Annotated in this window: 16 protein-coding genes and 5 tRNA genes; 7 read left to right on the top strand and 14 right to left on the bottom strand. The window is 71.1% G+C overall.

The genetic code is table 11. The features are described 5' to 3' along the window. Positions 1-83 precede the first annotated feature (83 nt). Positions 84-731, top strand: coding sequence for a 2-phospho-L-lactate guanylyltransferase (gene cofC, locus IE182_RS13220; RefSeq protein WP_190109963.1), 648 nt, complete (start codon positions 84-86; stop codon positions 729-731). Between the two features lie 10 nt (positions 732-741). After that, a complete protein-coding gene (locus IE182_RS13215; RefSeq protein WP_190109962.1) occupies positions 742-957 on the top strand; it encodes a hypothetical protein in 216 nt (71 codons plus the stop codon). Positions 958-1059: 102 nt separating this feature from the next. Here IE182_RS13215 and IE182_RS13210 read toward each other — a convergent pair whose 3' ends face one another. The 4 genes from IE182_RS13210 to leuC form a co-directional block, all read right to left on the bottom strand. Next, positions 1060-1752: an HU family DNA-binding protein gene (locus tag IE182_RS13210; protein WP_190109961.1), complete on the bottom strand. Its 693-nt coding sequence runs from the start codon at positions 1750-1752 to the stop codon at positions 1060-1062. A gap of 123 nt (positions 1753-1875) precedes the next feature. Then, on the bottom strand, positions 1876-2121 hold the full coding sequence (locus IE182_RS13205) for an SCO5555 family protein (protein WP_190109960.1): 246 nt from the start codon (positions 2119-2121) through the stop codon (positions 1876-1878). Between the two features lie 179 nt (positions 2122-2300). After that, the gene (leuD, locus tag IE182_RS13200) at positions 2301-2894 is read right to left on the bottom strand and encodes a 3-isopropylmalate dehydratase small subunit (RefSeq protein WP_190109959.1); all 594 of its coding nucleotides are present in this window, start codon (positions 2892-2894) and stop codon (positions 2301-2303) included. Positions 2895-2899: 5 nt separating this feature from the next. Further along, entirely contained in the window at positions 2900-4342 is a 1443-nt protein-coding gene (gene leuC / locus IE182_RS13195; RefSeq protein WP_190109958.1) for a 3-isopropylmalate dehydratase large subunit, read from the bottom strand. A gap of 100 nt (positions 4343-4442) precedes the next feature. On the opposite strand from leuC, the gene ndgR reads away from it, so the two are divergent. Further along, positions 4443-5171 (top strand): IclR family transcriptional regulator NdgR, encoded by a 729-nt coding sequence (ndgR, locus tag IE182_RS13190; protein WP_040889156.1) that lies wholly within the window; start codon positions 4443-4445, stop codon positions 5169-5171. Between the two features lie 135 nt (positions 5172-5306). On the opposite strand, the gene IE182_RS13185 is transcribed toward ndgR, so the two are convergent. The 10 genes from IE182_RS13185 to IE182_RS13140 form a co-directional block, all read right to left on the bottom strand. Next, positions 5307-6299, bottom strand: a complete 993-nt coding sequence (locus tag IE182_RS13185) for an anti-sigma factor RsbA family regulatory protein (protein ID WP_190109957.1) — start codon at positions 6297-6299, stop codon at positions 5307-5309. Continuing rightward, on the bottom strand, positions 6289-7203 hold the full coding sequence (locus IE182_RS13180) for an MEDS domain-containing protein (protein WP_190109956.1): 915 nt from the start codon (positions 7201-7203) through the stop codon (positions 6289-6291). Before IE182_RS13180 ends, IE182_RS13185 begins: the two co-directional genes overlap by 11 nt. Positions 7204-7289: 86 nt before the next feature. Then, positions 7290-7362: transfer RNA gene (locus tag IE182_RS13175), tRNA-Glu, on the bottom strand. Between the two features lie 40 nt (positions 7363-7402). Further along, a tRNA-Gln gene (locus IE182_RS13170) sits at positions 7403-7474 on the bottom strand. 16 nt (positions 7475-7490) lie between these two features. Further along, positions 7491-7563 (bottom strand) — tRNA-Glu (locus tag IE182_RS13165). Positions 7564-7602: 39 nt separating this feature from the next. Further along, positions 7603-7675, bottom strand: a tRNA-Glu gene (locus tag IE182_RS13160). A 78-nt stretch (positions 7676-7753) separates the two neighbouring features. Continuing rightward, a tRNA-Gln gene (locus IE182_RS13155) sits at positions 7754-7828 on the bottom strand. A gap of 209 nt (positions 7829-8037) precedes the next feature. Next, positions 8038-9513 (bottom strand): glutamate--tRNA ligase, encoded by a 1476-nt coding sequence (gltX, locus tag IE182_RS13150; protein ID WP_190109955.1) that lies wholly within the window; start codon positions 9511-9513, stop codon positions 8038-8040. Continuing rightward, complete coding sequence (locus IE182_RS13145) at positions 9506-10288, bottom strand: fumarylacetoacetate hydrolase family protein (RefSeq protein ID WP_190109954.1); 783 nt, start codon at positions 10286-10288, stop codon at positions 9506-9508. The genes gltX and IE182_RS13145 overlap by 8 nt, the downstream gene beginning before the upstream one ends. Positions 10289-10375: 87 nt before the next feature. Further along, the gene (locus IE182_RS13140) at positions 10376-10582 is read right to left on the bottom strand and encodes a hypothetical protein (protein ID WP_190109953.1); all 207 of its coding nucleotides are present in this window, start codon (positions 10580-10582) and stop codon (positions 10376-10378) included. A 480-nt stretch (positions 10583-11062) separates the two neighbouring features. Between IE182_RS13140 and IE182_RS13135 the strand changes: the two genes are divergently transcribed. The 4 genes from IE182_RS13135 to IE182_RS13120 all read left to right on the top strand — a co-directional run bounded on the left by IE182_RS13135 (position 11063) and on the right by IE182_RS13120 (position 16089). Further along, positions 11063-14578: a sensor histidine kinase gene (locus IE182_RS13135; RefSeq protein WP_190109952.1), complete on the top strand. Its 3516-nt coding sequence runs from the start codon at positions 11063-11065 to the stop codon at positions 14576-14578. A gap of 9 nt (positions 14579-14587) precedes the next feature. Then, a complete protein-coding gene (locus IE182_RS13130) occupies positions 14588-15001 on the top strand; it encodes a roadblock/LC7 domain-containing protein (protein WP_190110049.1) in 414 nt (137 codons plus the stop codon). Positions 15002-15107: 106 nt separating this feature from the next. Continuing rightward, entirely contained in the window at positions 15108-15518 is a 411-nt protein-coding gene (locus IE182_RS13125; RefSeq protein ID WP_190109951.1) for a DUF742 domain-containing protein, read from the top strand. After that, positions 15499-16089 carry a GTP-binding protein gene (locus IE182_RS13120; RefSeq protein ID WP_190109950.1) on the top strand — a complete coding sequence of 197 codons (591 nt, stop codon included), beginning with the start codon at positions 15499-15501 and terminating at the stop codon, positions 16087-16089. The genes IE182_RS13125 and IE182_RS13120 overlap by 20 nt, the downstream gene beginning before the upstream one ends. Positions 16090-16335 lie beyond the last annotated feature (246 nt).

Here is a 16335-nt window from a genome sequence, read left to right as displayed (position 1 = left end):
TCGAGAACACCGTAACCCCGCGCTCCGCATGCGACCGCGGCAGCGGGGGACAATGGGCCGGGTACGAGTGGGAGGGGGCGCGTGTGCGCTGGACGCTGGTGGTGCCGCTGAAGCCGCTGGCCGCGGCCAAGAGCCGCCTCGCGGCGGGAGCCGGGCGGCTGCCGGGGCCCGCGCTGGCGCTGGCCTTCGCCCTGGACACCGTGGGCGCGGCGCTGGCCTGCGGCTCCGTGCGGGATGTGGCGGTCGTCACCCGGGACGGGCGGGCGGGGGCGGAGCTGGCCGCACTGGGGGCCCGGGTGCTGGCCGAGCCACCGGGCGGCGGGCTGAACGCGGCCCTGGCGCACGGTGCGCACAGCGTACGGGCCGGCCGGCCGCACGCGGCAGTGGCGACCCTCAATGCGGATCTGCCGGCGCTGCGCCCGGCGGAACTCGGGCGGGTGCTCGATTTCGCCGCCGAATTCCCGCGCGCATTTCTTCCGGATGCCGCCGGAATCGGTACGACGATGCTGGCCGCCGCCCCCGGAAAGGAATTGGCTCCGGCGTTCGAGGGGCGTTCGCGCGCCCGGCACCGCGCCTCGGGAGCATGGGAGATCGCCCTGGAGGGCGTGGATTCCGTGCGGCAGGACGTGGACACCGAGCTGGATTTGCGGGCGGCCCTGGCGCTGGGCGTGGGCCCGCGCACGGCGGCCGTGGCGGCCGGCGTGCTCATGCCCGGGCCACCGGCGCACTAGGCTGCTGGACATGCAGGCCACCGCGTACACCTTCGACCCTCAGACCCGCTCCGGGAGCGTGCTCCTGGACGACGGCACGCCCGTGCCCTTCGACGGGGCGGCGTTCGACGCCGGGGGGCTGCGGCTGCTGCGGCCCGGCCAGCGGGTGCGCATCGAGTTCGCCGAGGGGGCGACGGGCCCGGTGCAAGAGCGCCGGGTGGCGCTGGTGACGCTGCAGACCTTCTGACGGACGGGTCGGACGCCCCGGACGGCGTCCCCCCTCACGCACCGCGGGCCGGGCTCCCCGGAGGGAGCCCGGCCCGGCGCGTTACGCCGTACCTTCGTGGCCTTACTTCTTCTTGGCCGCGGTCTTCTTGGCGGTGGTCTTGCGCGCGGTGGTCTTGCGGGCCGGGGCCTTGACGGCGGCGGCCTTCTTCGCGGGCGCGGTCTTCTTCGCGGCGGCCGTCTTCTTCACGGCGGCGGCCTTCTTCGCGGGCGTCGCCTTCTTCGCGGCGGCGGCCTTCGTGGTGGTGGCCGCCTTCTTCGCGGGCGCCGCCTTCTTCGCCGTGGTCGCCTTCTTCGCGGCCGTGGTCTTCTTGGCGGCCGTGGTCTTCACCGCGGCCGTCTTCTTGGCGGCCGTCGTCTTCTTCACGGCGGTCTTCTTGGCGGTGGCCTTCTTGGCCGCGGCCTTGGTGGTGGCCTTGCCGCCCGAAAGGCTGCCCTTGGGCGCCTTCTTGACGGAGACCTCGCCGCCCTTGGGCAGCTTCTTCGTACCGGCCACCAGGTCCTTGAAGCCCTGGCCCGCGCGGAAGCGCGGCACCGAGGTCTTCTTGACCCGCACACGCTCACCCGTCTGCGGGTTGCGGGCGTAGCGGGCGGGGCGGTCGACCTTCTCGAACGAGCCGAAGCCGGTGACCGAGACCCGGTCACCGGCGACGACCGCGCGGACGATCGCGTCGAGTACCGCGTCGACCGCGTCTGCGGCCTGCTGGCGGCCACCGAGCTTGTCGGCAATCGCTTCAACGAGCTGCGCCTTGTTCACGTCTTCCCCTTCGGAGACATTGGCTGGAATGTGCTCCAGCTTTTTCGCACGTTAGGCAGATATATACCGCAAATCAAACACGAAACGGTCTAATCACCCTTGTGCCGCAACGAACTCGACCCATCACGGAGTTCCGTCGGTGTCGGGCTCTTGGGGGAAACGGCCCTCGTCGAGGTCGTTCATCAGCCGGTCCAGGCGCCTTGCCGCGCCTGAGAGATCGTGCTTCGCCGAGGCCGTGATGGCCAGCAGCTGCCGGGACAGCGCCATCCGTACGCCCTCCGGGACTTGCAGTGCGCGCACTCTTGTGTGCGCTTCCTTCAGTTGGTCGGCGACGAGCCGGTAAAGCTCGAGTTGGCTGTCGCGTTCCATGCACCGATTGTGCCATCTGAGGCGAGTTGTCGCTTCACGGGCCCTCAACAAAGCAACGCGCCCCCTGTCCGAAGACAGGGGGCGCATCATGCCAAACCCTGGGTGAGCAGCGAAAATCCGGGGCCTTGGGAAGCCTTCCGAAGCCGCCCGACACTGGGCCAAACGAGCCGTAATCGGGCTCAGATCCGGGCCGTGGACGGCTTGTACGAGGGCCTTCCGGCCTCGAAGGCGGCGATGTCGGCTTCGTGCCGGAGGGTCAGACCGATGTCGTCCAGACCCTCCAGCAGCCGCCACCGGGCGTTCTCGTCAAGCTCAAAATCGGCCGTGATGCCCTCGGCCCGCACCTGGCGCGCCACGAGATCGACCGTCACCTCGGCGGTGGGGTCGTTCTCGGTCAGCTGCCAGAGGGCGTCGACGGTCTCCTGCGGCAGGACCACCGTCAGCAATCCGTTCTTGAGCGAGTTGCCGCGGAAGATGTCGGCGAAGCGGGACGACACGACGGTTTTGAAGCCGTAGTTCTGCAGCGCCCACACCGCGTGCTCGCGGGAGGATCCGGTGCCGAAGTCGGGGCCCGCGACCAGCACGGTCGCGCCCGCGCGCTCGGGCCGGTTGAGGACGAACTCCGGGTCCTTGCGCCACGCCTCGAAGAGCCCGTCCTCGAAGCCGTCGCGGGTGACCTTCTTCAGCCAGTGCGCGGGGATGATCTGGTCGGTGTCGACGTTGCTGCGGCGCAGCGGGACGGCCCGGCCGGTGTGCGTGGTGAATGCTTCCATCGGTCTCAGACCTCCACGGTGGTGCGTACGTCGGTGGCGCCGGCGAGGCCGGGCAGGTCGGCCGGGGAGGCCAGGTGGCCCAGGACGGCGGTGGCCGCCGCGACCTGGGGGGAGACCAGGTGGGTGCGGCCGCCCTTGCCCTGCCTGCCCTCGAAGTTGCGGTTGGAGGTGGACGCGGACCGCTCCCCGGGAGCGAGTTGGTCGGGGTTCATGCCCAGGCACATCGAGCAGCCCGCGTGCCGCCATTCGGCGCCGGCCGCGGTGAACACCTTGTCCAGCCCCTCCTCGACGGCCTGCAGCGCCACCCGGACGGAGCCGGGGACGACGAGCATCCGTACGCCGCCGGCGACCGCGCGACCCTCGATGACCGAGGCCGCGGCGCGCAGGTCCTCGATCCGGCCGTTGGTGCACGAGCCGACGAAGACGGTGTCCACGGCGATGTCGCGCAGCGGCTGACCCGCCGTCAACCCCATGTATTCCAGGGCCTTTTCGGCGGCGAGGCGCTCCGAGGCGTCGGTGTACGAGGCGGGGTCGGGGACCGCCGACGACAGGGGTGCGCCCTGGCCGGGGTTGGTGCCCCAGGTGACGAAGGGGGAGAGCTCGGAGGCGTCGATGACGACCTCGTGGTCGAAGACGGCGTCGTCGTCGGTGCGCAGGGTGCGCCAGTAGGCGACGGCGGCGTCCCAGTCCTCGCCTCGGGGGGCGTGGGGGCGGTCCTGGAGATAGGCGAAGGTGGTGTCGTCGGGGGCGATCATGCCGGCCCGGGCGCCCGCTTCGATGGACATGTTGCACACGGTCATCCGGGCCTCCATCGAGAGCTTCTCGATGGCGGAGCCGCGGTACTCGATGACGTAGCCCTGACCGCCGCCGGTGCCGATCCGGGCGATGATCGCCAGGATCAGGTCCTTGGCCGTGACACCCTCGGGCAGCTCGCCCTCGACGGTGATCGCCATCGTCCTGAACGGCGAGAGCGGCAGGGTCTGGGTGGCCAGGACGTGCTCGACCTGGCTCGTGCCGATGCCGAAGGCCAGCGCGCCGAAGGCACCGTGCGTGGAGGTGTGGCTGTCGCCGCAGACCACGGTGGTGCCGGGCTGGGTGAGGCCGAGCTGCGGTCCCACCACGTGCACGACGCCCTGCTCGACGTCGCCCAGCGGGTGCAGCCGCACGCCGAACTCGGCGCAATTGCGGCGCAGCGTCTCCAGCTGGGTGCGGGAGACGGGGTCCGCGATGGGCTTGTCGATGTCGAGGGTGGGGGTGTTGTGGTCCTCGGTGGCGATGGTCAGGTCCAGCCTGCGGACCGGACGGCCCGCTTTTCGCAGGCCGTCGAAAGCCTGCGGGCTGGTGACCTCGTGGAGCAGGTGCAGGTCGATGTAGAGGAGGTCGGGCTCGCCTTCGGCGCGCGTGACGACGTGGTCGTCCCAGACCTTCTCCGCGAGTGTCCGTCCCATCGCTGTCTCTCCTGTGAGCTGGGGGCTGTCTGTTCCAGATTGGCGCCTCTCGGGAAATATTGAACTTGCGTTTCACAGTGTGAGACGCAAGTATCGTTGCATGGACAACTCAGGCGGCGCCTCTAGCGGAGTGGGCGTACTCGACAAGGCGGCTCTGGTACTGAGCGCTCTGGAGTCCGGTCCGGCGACCCTCGCCGGGCTGGTCACGGCCACGGGGCTGGCGCGTCCGACGGCGCACCGGCTGGCCGTGGCCCTGGAGCACCACCGGATGGTGGCGCGTGACATGCAGGGCCGTTTCATCCTCGGCCCCCGGCTGAGCGAGCTGGCGGCCGCGGCGGGCGAGGACCGGCTCCTGGCCACGGCCGGCCCGGTCCTCACGCACCTGCGCGACGTCACCGGCGAGAGCGCCCAGCTCTACCGGCGCCAGGGCGACATGCGCATCTGTGTGGCGGCGGCCGAGCGGCTGTCCGGACTGCGGGACACCGTGCCGGTGGGTTCGACGCTGCCGATGAAGGCCGGCTCCGCCGCCCAGGTCCTCATGGCCTGGGAGGAGCCCGAGCGGCTGCACCGCGGCCTGCAGGGGGCCCGTTTCACCGCGACCGCGCTCTCGGGCGTGCGGCGGCGGGGCTGGGCCCAGTCGATCGGCGAGCGGGAGCCGGGTGTGGCGTCCGTCTCGGCTCCGGTCCGCGGGCCCTCCAACCGCGTCGTGGCCGCCGTCTCGGTCTCCGGACCGATCGAGCGCCTGACCCGGCACCCGGGCCGCATGCACGCCCAGGCGGTCCTGGACGCGGCGGTCCGCCTGACGGAAGCCCTGCGCCGCAACGGCTGAGGTCTTGCCGGGCGGGACCTTGCCCCGGGCCCGCTGGATTTTCCGCCGGTTCCGGGCACGAATCCGCCCGGTTCCGGGCAACGATTCAGCCCGTCCGGCGTGTGAGGACCGGGGGTCCGGGGGCGGGGCCCCCGGTTACGGGAAGGGGCGGGGCGGGGGAAGTCTCTCCGCGTTCCCGGGGCCTGCCACGCGCAGCGTCAGACGGGTCAGCGCCCCCCGGGCCTGGACGTCCAGGGACTCGCTCAGCGACCGGGCCAGCCAGAGCCCGTCCTCCGGCCCCGCCGCATCCCCGGGCGGCCGGAAGCCGGCGAAGACCGGCACGGGCTCCGCGGCGCCGCCGGTCCCCTCGTGCGTGCGCAGCAGCTCGTACGCCAGCGCTCCCGGCTCCTCCCAGCCCCGCAGTGCCACCCGCGCGCCCCGCGGGCCCAGCAGGTAGCCGGCTGCCTCGCAGACGGCCAGGACGGCCAGGGACAGCCGCTCGCCGGTCAGGCCGCCCGCGACGGCCCGGGCGCGGGCGAAGAGCCGCACGTCGGCCAGCAGCTCCGTGGGGCCCGTACGGGCCGCCCCGGCGGGGACCGCGATGCGCGGCAGCTGGACGCCGGCCGCGTAGTCGCCCGGGTCGGCGTAGGTCCCGCAGGGGATCAGCCGCTCGCCGTCCATCCGAGCCGGGTGGGTGGCGCAGGCGGCCTGGGCCACGTCCCGCGGCACGCTCCGGGTGTCGCACGGGCAGATCATCCACACCGGCAGGCCCGCCAGCAGCACGTTGAGCCCGGATTCCATCCGCTTCCACTCGGCGACCTGACGGGCGGACTTCCCGCCCCACACCGGCTCGGCGATCATCCGGGTCCGGCGTCCGGGCCGGGTGCGGTGGTCGTGGTAACGCAGGAAGGCCGTGACCCGCTCCACGGGCCGGCGGCCGAAGTAGGCCGTCTCGGCCGTGTCCAGGGCGTGCGCCCGCTCCCCCAGGGCCTGGCGGAGCAGCTCGATGTTGGCGGGCGTCGTCGCGGCCAGGACGGGCTCCCCCGCCGCGAGGCCGGCGGTCACGAACGGCACGGCCATCGCCAGGAACTCCGCGTCACTCCCGTACAGGCAGGCGTGATGGACGAAGCCGGACCCCTCAGCAGGCATGCACGGCCCCCAGCCGGAGGCCCGGGGTGCGGTCCCAGCCGACGAGGGTGATGACGTGCAACAGGTGCGGCGGCAGCCCGCTCAGCTCGACGGTGGCGTGCCGGGCGGCGCGGGCCCGGGCGAAGGTCATCAGCAGCCGCAGGCCCCCGAGGTCCAGGAATTCCACCCCGGACATCTCCAGGCGGACATCGCCGCGGACGCCGGCCACCGACCGCAGGGCGTCGCGCAGCCGCCGGTGGGAGCCGGCGTCGACGACGCCCTCTATGCGCAGCCCCTGGGGGCGGTAGGTGCGCACGACGACGAGTTCGGCCGTCCGGACGAGGGGATCCGCTTCGACGCTCCGGGCGTGTGCGGACGCGAAGGCGTCCAGCGCGGCCGGTTCGCAGCGGCGGATGTCGTACTGGCAGACGGCCAGCGCGCCGCCGGAGCTGAACTCCTTCGCGAGTAACGCCTCGTACCGCAGCAGCCGGGCGACGCCGGGGCCGCCGATGGCGCTGTGCTCGTCGTCGCACAGGGCGGCGCACGGGTCGCCGGCGACCCGTAGGGCCCGGTAACCCTCCTCGCGGGAGCGCGCGGCGGCGGTCCGCAGCCGCCGCATGAGCGCGGCGGGCTCCAACTGGCCCGTGACGGAGAGGAATTCGGCCAGCCGTACGATCTCCACGCGGTCGGCCAGCCCACCGGGCACGGTGGTGATCCGGCATTCGTCCCACAGGACGCCGGGGCCGTCCGGGCTCTCCGCACCGCTCAGGTAGAGGATCTTGTCCTCGGCGTCCAGTCCCCCGAGGACGAAGTCCCGCAGGATCGACGCCCGCTCCTCGTCCGACTCGAACAGCAGGCACGCGTGGTCGCCGGGTTGGAGATCACCGACGTGGACCCGGCGGCGCACGCCGTGCGGATGGACCATGCGGGGATTATCCCGCCGCCTCCGGGGCGGGGGAAGGACGCATGAAAAAATGCCCCCCGCCGAAGCGAGGGGCATTTCTCTTCACGTACCCCCGACCGGATTCGAACCGGCGCTACCGCCTTGAGAGGGCGGCGTGCTAGGCCGCTACACAACGGGGGCTTGCTTTTGTTTTCCTTGCAGACTCGGAAAGCAATCTGCGCTGGGGTACCAGGACTCGAACCTAGACTAAGGGAACCAGAAACCCTCGTGCTGCCAATTACACCATACCCCATGGTGGTTTTACCCAGTACCCCCGACCGGATTCGAACCGGCGCTACCGCCTTGAGAGGGCGGCGTGCTAGGCCGCTACACAACGGGGGCCCTAGCGATTCCCTTTGAGGTCACCCTCTCAGGAATCAGTACCCCCGACCGGATTCGAACCGGCGCTACCGCCTTGAGAGGGCGGCGTGCTAGGCCGCTACACAACGGGGGCTTGCACTTCGCTTTTGCGCTTTCGCGCGGTGACTACTTTATCAGTAGTTTTGCCAGAGAATTTCCAGTGGATTTTCTCTGGCTGGGGTACCAGGACTCGAACCTAGACTAAGGGAACCAGAAACCCTCGTGCTGCCAATTACACCATACCCCACCGTAACTCCACCCCCCGTAAGGGGTCTTGTCCGGCTTGCGCCCTCCGCTCCGGCCTCTCGGCCCTCCCGGGCGGCGCAGGAAGAACATTACCCGAAGGTGGACGGGGGTCCAAAATCGATAACCCGCCTGGTGCCCGGGCGGCCGTACGCACGGGGCCCGGCGGCCTGTGCAGGCTGCCGGGCCCCGTACTGCGGGACGTGCGGGACGTCAGCCCGCGAGCTTCGCCAGGGCGGCGTCGATGCGCGTCAGGGTGCGCTCACGGCCGAGCACTTCGAGGGACTCGAAGAGCGGGAGGCCGACGGTGCGGCCCGTGACGGCCACCCGGACCGGCGCCTGGGCCTTGCCGAGCTTGAGGCCGTGCTCCTCGCCCGCGGCGACGACGGCGGCCTTGATGGCGTCCGCGTTCCACTCGGCCTCGGCCAGCTTGGCGCGGGCCGTGCGCAGCAGGGCGTCCGAGCCCTCCTTCATGGCCTTGGTCCAGGACGCCTCGTCCCGGGCCGGCTCGTCCAGGAAGAGGAAGTCGACGTTGGCGGTGATGTCGGAGAGGACGGTCACGCGGGTCTGGGCGTGCGGTGCGATGGCGTCCCAGGCCGCCTGGTCGAACTTCTCCGGCGCCCAGTTGGCGTGCGGGGCCCGCAGCCAGGGGGTGCAGGCGTCGGCGAACGCCTTCGGGTCCATCCGGCGGATGTGGTCGGCGTTGATCGCTTCGCACTTCTTGAGGTCGAAGCGGGCCGGGTTGGCGTTGACGTCCTTGACGTCGAACGCCGCGACCATCTCGTCCATCGTGAAGATGTCCTGGTCGGCGGAGAGGGACCAGCCGAGCAGCGAGAGATAGTTGAGCAGGCCCTCGCGGAGGAAGCCGCGCTCCCGGTAGAGGTTCAGGGAGGACTGCGGGTCGCGCTTGGAGAGCTTCTTGTTGCCCTCGCCCATCACGTACGGCAGGTGGCCGAAGGACGGCGTGCTGCCGTTGCCGACGCCGATCTGCGCGAGCGCCCGGTAGAGGGCGACCTGGCGGGGGGTGGAGGAGAGCAGGTCCTCGCCGCGCAGGACGTGGGTGATCTCCATCAGCGCGTCGTCGACGGGGTTGACGAGCGTGTAGAGCGGGGCGCCGTTGGCCCGGACGATGCCGAAGTCGGGCACGTTCTCCGGGGTGAAGGTCAGCTCGCCGCGGACCAGGTCGGTGAAGGTGATCGCCTCGTCGGGCATCCGGAAGCGGACGATCGGCTTGCGGTCCTCGCGCTCGTACTGCGCCTTCAGCTCGGCGCCGACCTCGCGGCACTTGCCGTCGTAGCCGGACGGCTTGCCGGCGGCACGGGCGGCCTCGCGGCGCTCGTCGAGCTCCTCGGTGGTGCAGTAGCAGTAGTAGGCGTGGCCGGCCTCCAGCAGCTTGGCGGCGACGTCCTTGTAGAGGTCCATGCGCTGCGACTGGCGGTACGGCGCGTGGGGGCCGCCCACCTCGGGGCCCTCGTCCCAGTCGAGGCCCAGCCAGCGCATGGCGTCGAGCAGCTGCTCGTAGGACTCCTCGGAGTCGCGCGCCGCGTCGGTGTCCTCGATGCGGAAGACGAGGGTGCCGCCGTGGTGGCGGGCGAACGCCCAGTTGAAGAGGGCGGTGCGGACCAGGCCCACGTGGGGGTTGCCGGTCGGCGAGGGACAGAAACGTACGCGGACGTTCGCGTTAGCCACGCTTGATCACCTTGTTGGTGAGAGTGCCGATGCCTTCGATGGTGACGGCGACCTCGTCGCCGACGTTGAGGGGTCCGACGCCGGCCGGGGTGCCGGTGAGGACGACGTCGCCGGGGAGCAGCGTCATCGCCTCGGTGATGTGGACGATCAGGTCCTCGATGGAGCGCACCATGTCGCTCGTGCGGCCCAGCTGGCGCTGTTCACCGTTCACGGTGCACATGATCCCGAGGTCGCTCGGGTCGAGCTCGGTCTCGATCCAGGGGCCGAGCGGGCAGGAGGTGTCGAAGCCCTTGGCCCGGGCCCACTGCTTCTCGCGCTGCTGGACGTCACGCGCGGTGACGTCGTTGGCGCAGGTGTAGCCGAGGATGACGTCCTTGACGCGCTCGCGCGGGACCTCGCGGCACATGCGGCCGATGACGACGGCGAGCTCGGCCTCGTGGTGGAGCTCGCTGGAGAAGGAGGGGTAGGCGATCGGGTCGCCGGGGCCGGTGACGGCCGTGGAGGGCTTGAAGAAGGTGACGGGCACCTCGGGCACCTCGTTGCCCAGCTCCGCGGCGTGCTCGGCGTAGTTGCGGCCGATGGCGACGACCTTGTTGGGCAGCACGGGCGGCAGCAGCCGCACCTTGCTCAGCGGGACCTTCTGCCCCGAGCGCTCGAATTCCGCGAAGGGGTGCCCCTTGATGATGTCGAGGACCGGACCGCCTTCGGTGGAGGCGTCCCCCTCTACGACGCCGAACGCGACGTTTCCGTCGATGGAGAACCTGGCGATGCGCACGGGAAGCTCGTACCCCTTGTCTGATTGGCCGGAGTCGGACGCCTCAGGCTATCGCGGGGGGCGTGCGCGACCCGTGCGCCGCCGGGCTCAGTCCTGGGGCAGCTGCACCACGGGGGCCGTCATGAGGACGGTGCGGCGCGGGTTGGCGGTGGCCTGCGGGAGCTCCAGGGCGTGCTCCGGGCGCTCGGCGACGGCGAAGAGGCCCGTCGTCTCGGCGGCCTGGAGGTGCGCGAGCGTGGTGCGGCGCGGGTTGGCGGTCTTGCGGGACGGCTTCGCCGGGTTCTCGGTCTTCACTGGGGGTGCCTCGCGTTGTCGTTCTTGGCGTTTCGGCGGCTGTGTAAAGAACCAGGCTAGGCGCGCCTTTCCCCCCTCGCACGCGGGACAAGTCCCGGCTTTACTGTGAGTTTGCTCACGACGCAACCGAAAAAAGCGGCATAACGGGCGGCCATTCCGCCCCCGCGAAACGGACATTGCAGGGCTGAACCAGACGTTCCGCTCCTGATCATGGCGACTGGGACAGGGGGTGACCGTGGAGCAGGACCCCATGACTCATGGGGATAAGTCCGACATAGGGTGCCCAATCTTCTACCCTGTGTCACCGCGCTCCTCACCCAGCGTCACGGCGCACGGGGCGGCACCCACCGGCCTTGTTGGGGGATCCGGCACTGTGCTGGAATTCCGGGGACCGCCAGGGGGGCACCGCGGTCCCCCCACGACTCGACACCGTCCCTCCGCTCACCCGGCGGGACGCCTGGTCCAGAGGTTGCGACGCTAGTGCAGGGACGTTTCAAGAGGGATGGCAGCGCTGCGGCGGAGCCGGAGCCGCGCGGTGCGACCGACCGCGGCACGACCGTCGGCATGCCCGCCGAGGCAGCGAACGGCAGCGAGCCCGCCGGACAGCCGAAGCCGAAGGCGAAGGAACCCAGCGGGCCGGGCTCACGAATAGCCCTGCGCAACTGGCGCATCAGTACCCGTCTGGTCTCCCTGCTCGCCCTCCCCGTCGTCGCCGCGACGACCCTGGGTGGCCTGCGTATCCAGACCTCGCTTCAGAACGTCGACCAGCTCGACCACATGAAGCTGCTGGTGGAGATGACGACCAAGGCGACCCAGCTCGCCGACGCCCTTCAGGAGGAGCGCGACAAGTCGGCGGGGCCGATCGTCGCGAACAACCCCAAGGACGACGGCCAGGTCATCGCTCCGCGGATCAAGACCGACCAGCGGATCCAGCAGTTCCGGGACGCCACCAAGAAGGCCAAGGCCGACGACCCCACGCTGGTCGGCGTCCAGACCACCCTTGTCGACATCACCAAGCAGCTCGACAAGATCAAGGCGATCCGGGAGAAGGCGTACGTCAGCGACCGCGAGTACATCGCGCAGACGGTCAGCAACTACAACGCCCTCATCACCTCGCTGCTGTCCCTGTCCCAGGACATGGCCCAGGCCACCAGCAACAGCGAGATGATCACCGCGACCCGTGCGCTGGCGACGTTCTCCTCCGCCAAGGAGTACGCCTCCATCCAGCGCGCGATGATCAGTGCCGCGCTCGCCAACTCCAAGGGCGCGAACATCTCGCCCAACGACCACCAGTACGGCAAGTCCGCCCTGGACAACGAGGAAGAGGCCCTGCGCCGCTTCACCGCCATCCGGGCCGGCGACTCCGCCGATCTGCTGAAGGCCCTCAACGGTGGCGACACCAACGTCACCTCGGCGAACACCTTCGCCGAGCGGGCCTTCGGCAACAACACCGACGCGTTCAAGGGCGACAAGACCACGTACCGCGACTGGTACGACATGGACAGCGTCAAGATCGAGGAGATGGCCAAGATCGAGCTGACGCTCCTCTCACAGATGGAGCAGAAGGCTCAGGAGCTGCGTGAGGACGCGCAGAACGAGGCGTACCTCAACGGTGTCCTCATCCTCCTCGTTCTCGGCATCTCGCTCGTCGGCGCCTTCGTCGTCGCCCGGTCCATGGTGCGGTCGCTGCGGCGACTGCAGGACACCGCCCAGAAGGTCGCCAAGGAACGTCTGCCCGAGCTCGTCAAGCAGCTGTCCGAGACCGACCCGCAGGACGTCGACACGTCCGTGGAGTCCGTCGGTGTGCACAGCCGGGACGAGATCGGAAAGGTGGCCGCGGCCTTCGACGAGGTGCACCAGGAAGCGGTCCGTCTCGCCGCCGAGCAGGCCCTTCTGCGAGGCAACGTCAACGCGATGTTCACCAACCTCTCGCGCCGAAGCCAGGGCCTCATCCAGCGTCAGCTCTCGCTCATCTCCGAGCTGGAGAGCCGCGAGGCCGACCCGGACCAGCTGTCCTCGCTGTTCCGCCTGGACCACCTCGCGACCCGCATGCGCCGTAACGGCGAAAACCTCCTCGTCCTCGCGGGTGAGGAGCCCGGCCGACGGTGGACCCGCCCGGTCCCGCTCGTCGACGTGCTCCGTGCCGCCGCGTCCGAGGTGGAGCAGTACGAGCGCATCGAGCTGAGCGGCGTGCCGCCGACCGAGGTCGCCGGCCGCGTCGTCAACGACCTCGTGCACCTCCTCGCCGAGCTGCTGGAGAACGCGACCTCGTTCTCCTCCCCGCAGACCAAGGTCAAGGTCACCGGTCACGCGCTGCCCGACGGCCGGGTGCTCGTGGAGATCCACGACACCGGCATCGGCCTCTCGCCCGACGACCTCGCGGCGATCAACGAGCGGCTCGCCTCCCCGCCGACCGTGGACGTCTCCGTCTCGCGACGCATGGGTCTGTTCGTGGTCGGCCGCCTGTCCCTGCGACACGGCATCCGCATCCAGCTGCGCCCGTCCGACTCGGGCGGCACCACCGCGCTCGTCATGCTGCCGGTCGACGTGGCCCAGGGCCACAAGAAGCCGGCTCCCGGTCAGGGCGCCCCCGGTGGTGCCGGCGGCCCCGGCGGTGCTCCCGCCGCGGGCGGCGGCCAGCAGCAGCGCCGTCAGGTGCAGGGCAACGGGCCGCGCCCGGCGCTGGCACCGCGCTCCGGCGGTCCGGCCGGCCAGGGCCCCGGCCCGTCCGGTGGCGCGGCCGCGGGCAGCCTCTTCGACACCACGCCGCCCGCCGGCGACGGCCGCCCGGGCCTGCCGGCCCGTGGCAACGGCGGTCCCGCCGCGGCGCCCGCCGCCGGTGGCAACGGCCGTCCGCAGCTTCCCGCCCGCGGTGGCGCGGGCTCCGCGCCCGCCGCTCCGAGCTGGGGCAACGCGACGCCGCCGGCCGGTGGTCCGGGCCGCAAGGGTCCCAAGGGCCCCAAGGCCCGGGTCGACGACTGGCCGCTGTCCTCCGACGGTTCGTCGCGCGGCGGGCAGGACGCCCCGCGCGGTCACGACGAGGGCGTGGAGAACACCGGCCGCTTCGCGATGCCGGCGCCGGCCGCGGGGCCGGGCGACACCGCCCAGTTCCCGCCGGTGACGGACGCGACCGAGCCGCCGAACAGCACGACGGGCCGCTTCGCCAAGCCCGCGCCGGCCGCCGGACCGGGCGACACCGCCCAGTTCCCGCCAGTGCCGGGCACGAACGAGGCACCGGGCAGCAGCACCGGCCAGTTCCGCGCCCTCGGCAGCACCGACGCGCCGAACAGCACCAGCGGCGAGTACGACCGCCCGGTGACCGGTGACGCCCTGGGCGGCAGCACCGGCCAGTTCGCCCGGCCCACCGCCGGCGACGCGAACGGCACCGGCCAGTTCGCCCTGCCCGGTGGCGGGCAGTCGGACACGACCGGCCAGTTCGCCCAGCCGGCCGCCGGCGACCCGAGCAGCACCGGCCAGTTCGCCGCGCCCGCGCAGGGCGAGGGCGGCACGCCGCTGTTCGAGGAGCTGGAGTCGCACTGGTTCCGCGGTGCCGCGGGCGAGGGACAGCCGGGGGTGCCGGAGCAGCCGGCCGACTCCGCCCGTCCCGCGCCGCGCCGCGGCGGCCCGGGCGCGACGTCCGCGCCGCAGGCCGCAGGTGCGCCGCAGGGCTCGGGTGCACCGCAGGGAGGCGCCCAGGACCCCTGGCGCGACTCCCCCAACGACGAGCGCTGGCGCCGGGCCGAGCAGGTCCGGGAGCCGGCGGCGGGCGGCAAGACCTCCTCGGGGCTGCCGCGGCGGGTGCCGCGCGCCAACCTCGTCGAGGGAACCGCCGAGACGCAGTCCCTTCCGACCGGTCCGCAGGTCTCGCGTGCGCCCGACGACGTACGCGGCCGGCTGACCAATCTCCGACGGGGCATCCAGCAGGGACGTCAGGCCGGCAACGGCTCGACCACCGGCAGTCACCATGTTGGCCCCACTTATCAGCAGGAGCGTTAGTTGAGTCCGATGAGCCAGGCGGCGCAGAATCTGAACTGGTTGATCACCAACTTCGTGGGCAACACCCCGGGGGTGTCCCACACGGTGGTGGTCTCCGCCGACGGACTCCTTCTGGCGATGTCCGAAGGGTTCCCCCGGGACCGTGCCGACCAGCTGGCGGCGGTGGCCTCCGGGCTGACCTCCCTCACGGCGGGCGCGTCCCGGATCTTCGAGGGCGGCTCGGTCACCCAGACCGTGGTGGAGATGGAGCGGGGGTTCCTCTTCATCATGTCCGTCTCCGACGGCTCGTCGCTCGCGGTGCTGGCGCACCCGGAGTGCGACATCGGCCTCGTCGGCTACGAGATGGCCCTGCTGGTCGACCGCGCGGGCAACGTGCTCACGCCCGACCTGCGCGCCGAACTCCAGGGCAGCCTGCTGAACTGACCCGTTCCCACCTTGCACAGCCCGTCCGACCACGCGGCCGAAAACCCCCCACCGGCCCCCCGCTCGACGGCATCATTGCCTTCCTGCTGTCCCGTCCGGAGGATTCATGACCCCGCCCGTCTCGCCCGGCCCGTACGGCGCCGCTCACCATGCGTCGTACGGGGAAGATGAAGGCGACCAGCCGCTGGTCCGCCCCTACGCCATGACGGGAGGCCGCACCCGGCCGCGCTACCAGCTCGCCATCGAGGCGCTGGTGAGCTCCACCGCCGACCCGGCCCACCTCGGTGGGCTGCTTCCCGAGCACCAGCGGATCTGCCACCTGTGCCAGGAGGTCAAGTCGGTCGCGGAGGTCTCCGCGCTGCTGAACATGCCGCTGGGCGTGGCCCGGATCCTGGTGGCGGACCTGGCGGAGGCCGGCATGGTGGCGATCCACCAGCCGGGCGGCAGCGGCGAGGCCGGCGGAACGCCGGATGTGACACTGCTCGAAAGGGTGCTCAGTGGACTTCGGAAGCTCTAGCGGGAGCACGGTCGGCGCCGGCCGTTCGACCACCTCCGCGAAGATCGTGGTGGCGGGCGGCTTCGGTGTCGGCAAGACGACGTTCGTCGGCGCGGTCTCGGAGATCAGTCCGCTGCGCACCGAAGCCGTCATGACCTCCGCCTCGGCGGGCATCGACGACCTGAGCCACGTTCAGGACAAGACCACGACGACCGTGGCGATGGATTTCGGCCGCATCACGCTCGATGACGACCTGATCCTCTACCTGTTCGGCACGCCCGGACAGGACCGCTTCTGGTTCATGTGGGACGACCTGGTGCGCGGCGCGATCGGCGCCGTGGTGCTCGTCGACACCCGCCGGCTGGCCGACTGCTTCCCGGCGGTGGACTACTTCGAGAACAGCGGTCTGCCCTTCGTCATCGCCCTCAACGGCTTCGACGGGCACCAGCCCTACTCGCCGGAAGAGGTGCGCGAGGCCCTGCAGATCGGCCCGGACGCGCCGATCATCACGACCGACGCGCGCCACCGCAACGAGGCGAAGAGCGCTTTGATCACCCTTGTCGAGCATGCCCTGATGGCGCGGCTGAAATAGGGTTGTTCGACGAAACGGGTGACGATGTGTAAGTTGTGGCATTGACCACGGCGCACTTCGAAGTTCATAACGTTTCGACAGAGAATTGGCCGGACGTGACCACTGGGCGCGTCCGGCCGACTTCGTTCTGCAATCAACCACCCCGCCTTTTGCCGCAGCTCGGCCTTAATGCCCGTTTTATGTCGGGCAAATCGCGGCCTTCAGGGGCTCTGTCCGTTGTTTGGAATGCGCCTGGCGAACGTGCTG

The organism is Streptomyces cinnamoneus, assembly GCF_014650495.1.
Taxonomy (GTDB): Bacteria; Actinomycetota; Actinomycetes; order Streptomycetales; family Streptomycetaceae; genus Streptomyces; species Streptomyces cinnamoneus.
This window is presented reverse-complemented; position numbering and strand designations above follow the sequence as displayed.

Excerpts from the sequence above, each read along its gene's own strand:
- IE182_RS13215 (WP_190109962.1), top strand. The coding sequence starts at position 742 with ATGCAGGCCACCGCGTACACCTTCGACCCTCAGACCCGCTCCGGGAGC.
- IE182_RS13205 (WP_190109960.1), bottom strand. The coding sequence starts at position 2,121 with ATGGAACGCGACAGCCAACTCGAGCTTTACCGGCTCGTCGCCGACCAA.
- leuD (WP_190109959.1), bottom strand. The coding sequence starts at position 2,894 with ATGGAAGCATTCACCACGCACACCGGCCGGGCCGTCCCGCTGCGCCGC.
- leuC (WP_190109958.1), bottom strand. The coding sequence starts at position 4,342 with ATGGGACGGACACTCGCGGAGAAGGTCTGGGACGACCACGTCGTCACG.
- ndgR (WP_040889156.1), top strand. The coding sequence starts at position 4,443 with ATGGACAACTCAGGCGGCGCCTCTAGCGGAGTGGGCGTACTCGACAAG.
- IE182_RS13185 (WP_190109957.1), bottom strand. The coding sequence starts at position 6,299 with ATGCCTGCTGAGGGGTCCGGCTTCGTCCATCACGCCTGCCTGTACGGG.
- IE182_RS13180 (WP_190109956.1), bottom strand. The coding sequence starts at position 7,203 with ATGGTCCATCCGCACGGCGTGCGCCGCCGGGTCCACGTCGGTGATCTC.
- IE182_RS13130 (WP_190110049.1), top strand. The coding sequence starts at position 14,588 with ATGAGCCAGGCGGCGCAGAATCTGAACTGGTTGATCACCAACTTCGTG.
- IE182_RS13125 (WP_190109951.1), top strand. The coding sequence starts at position 15,108 with ATGACCCCGCCCGTCTCGCCCGGCCCGTACGGCGCCGCTCACCATGCG.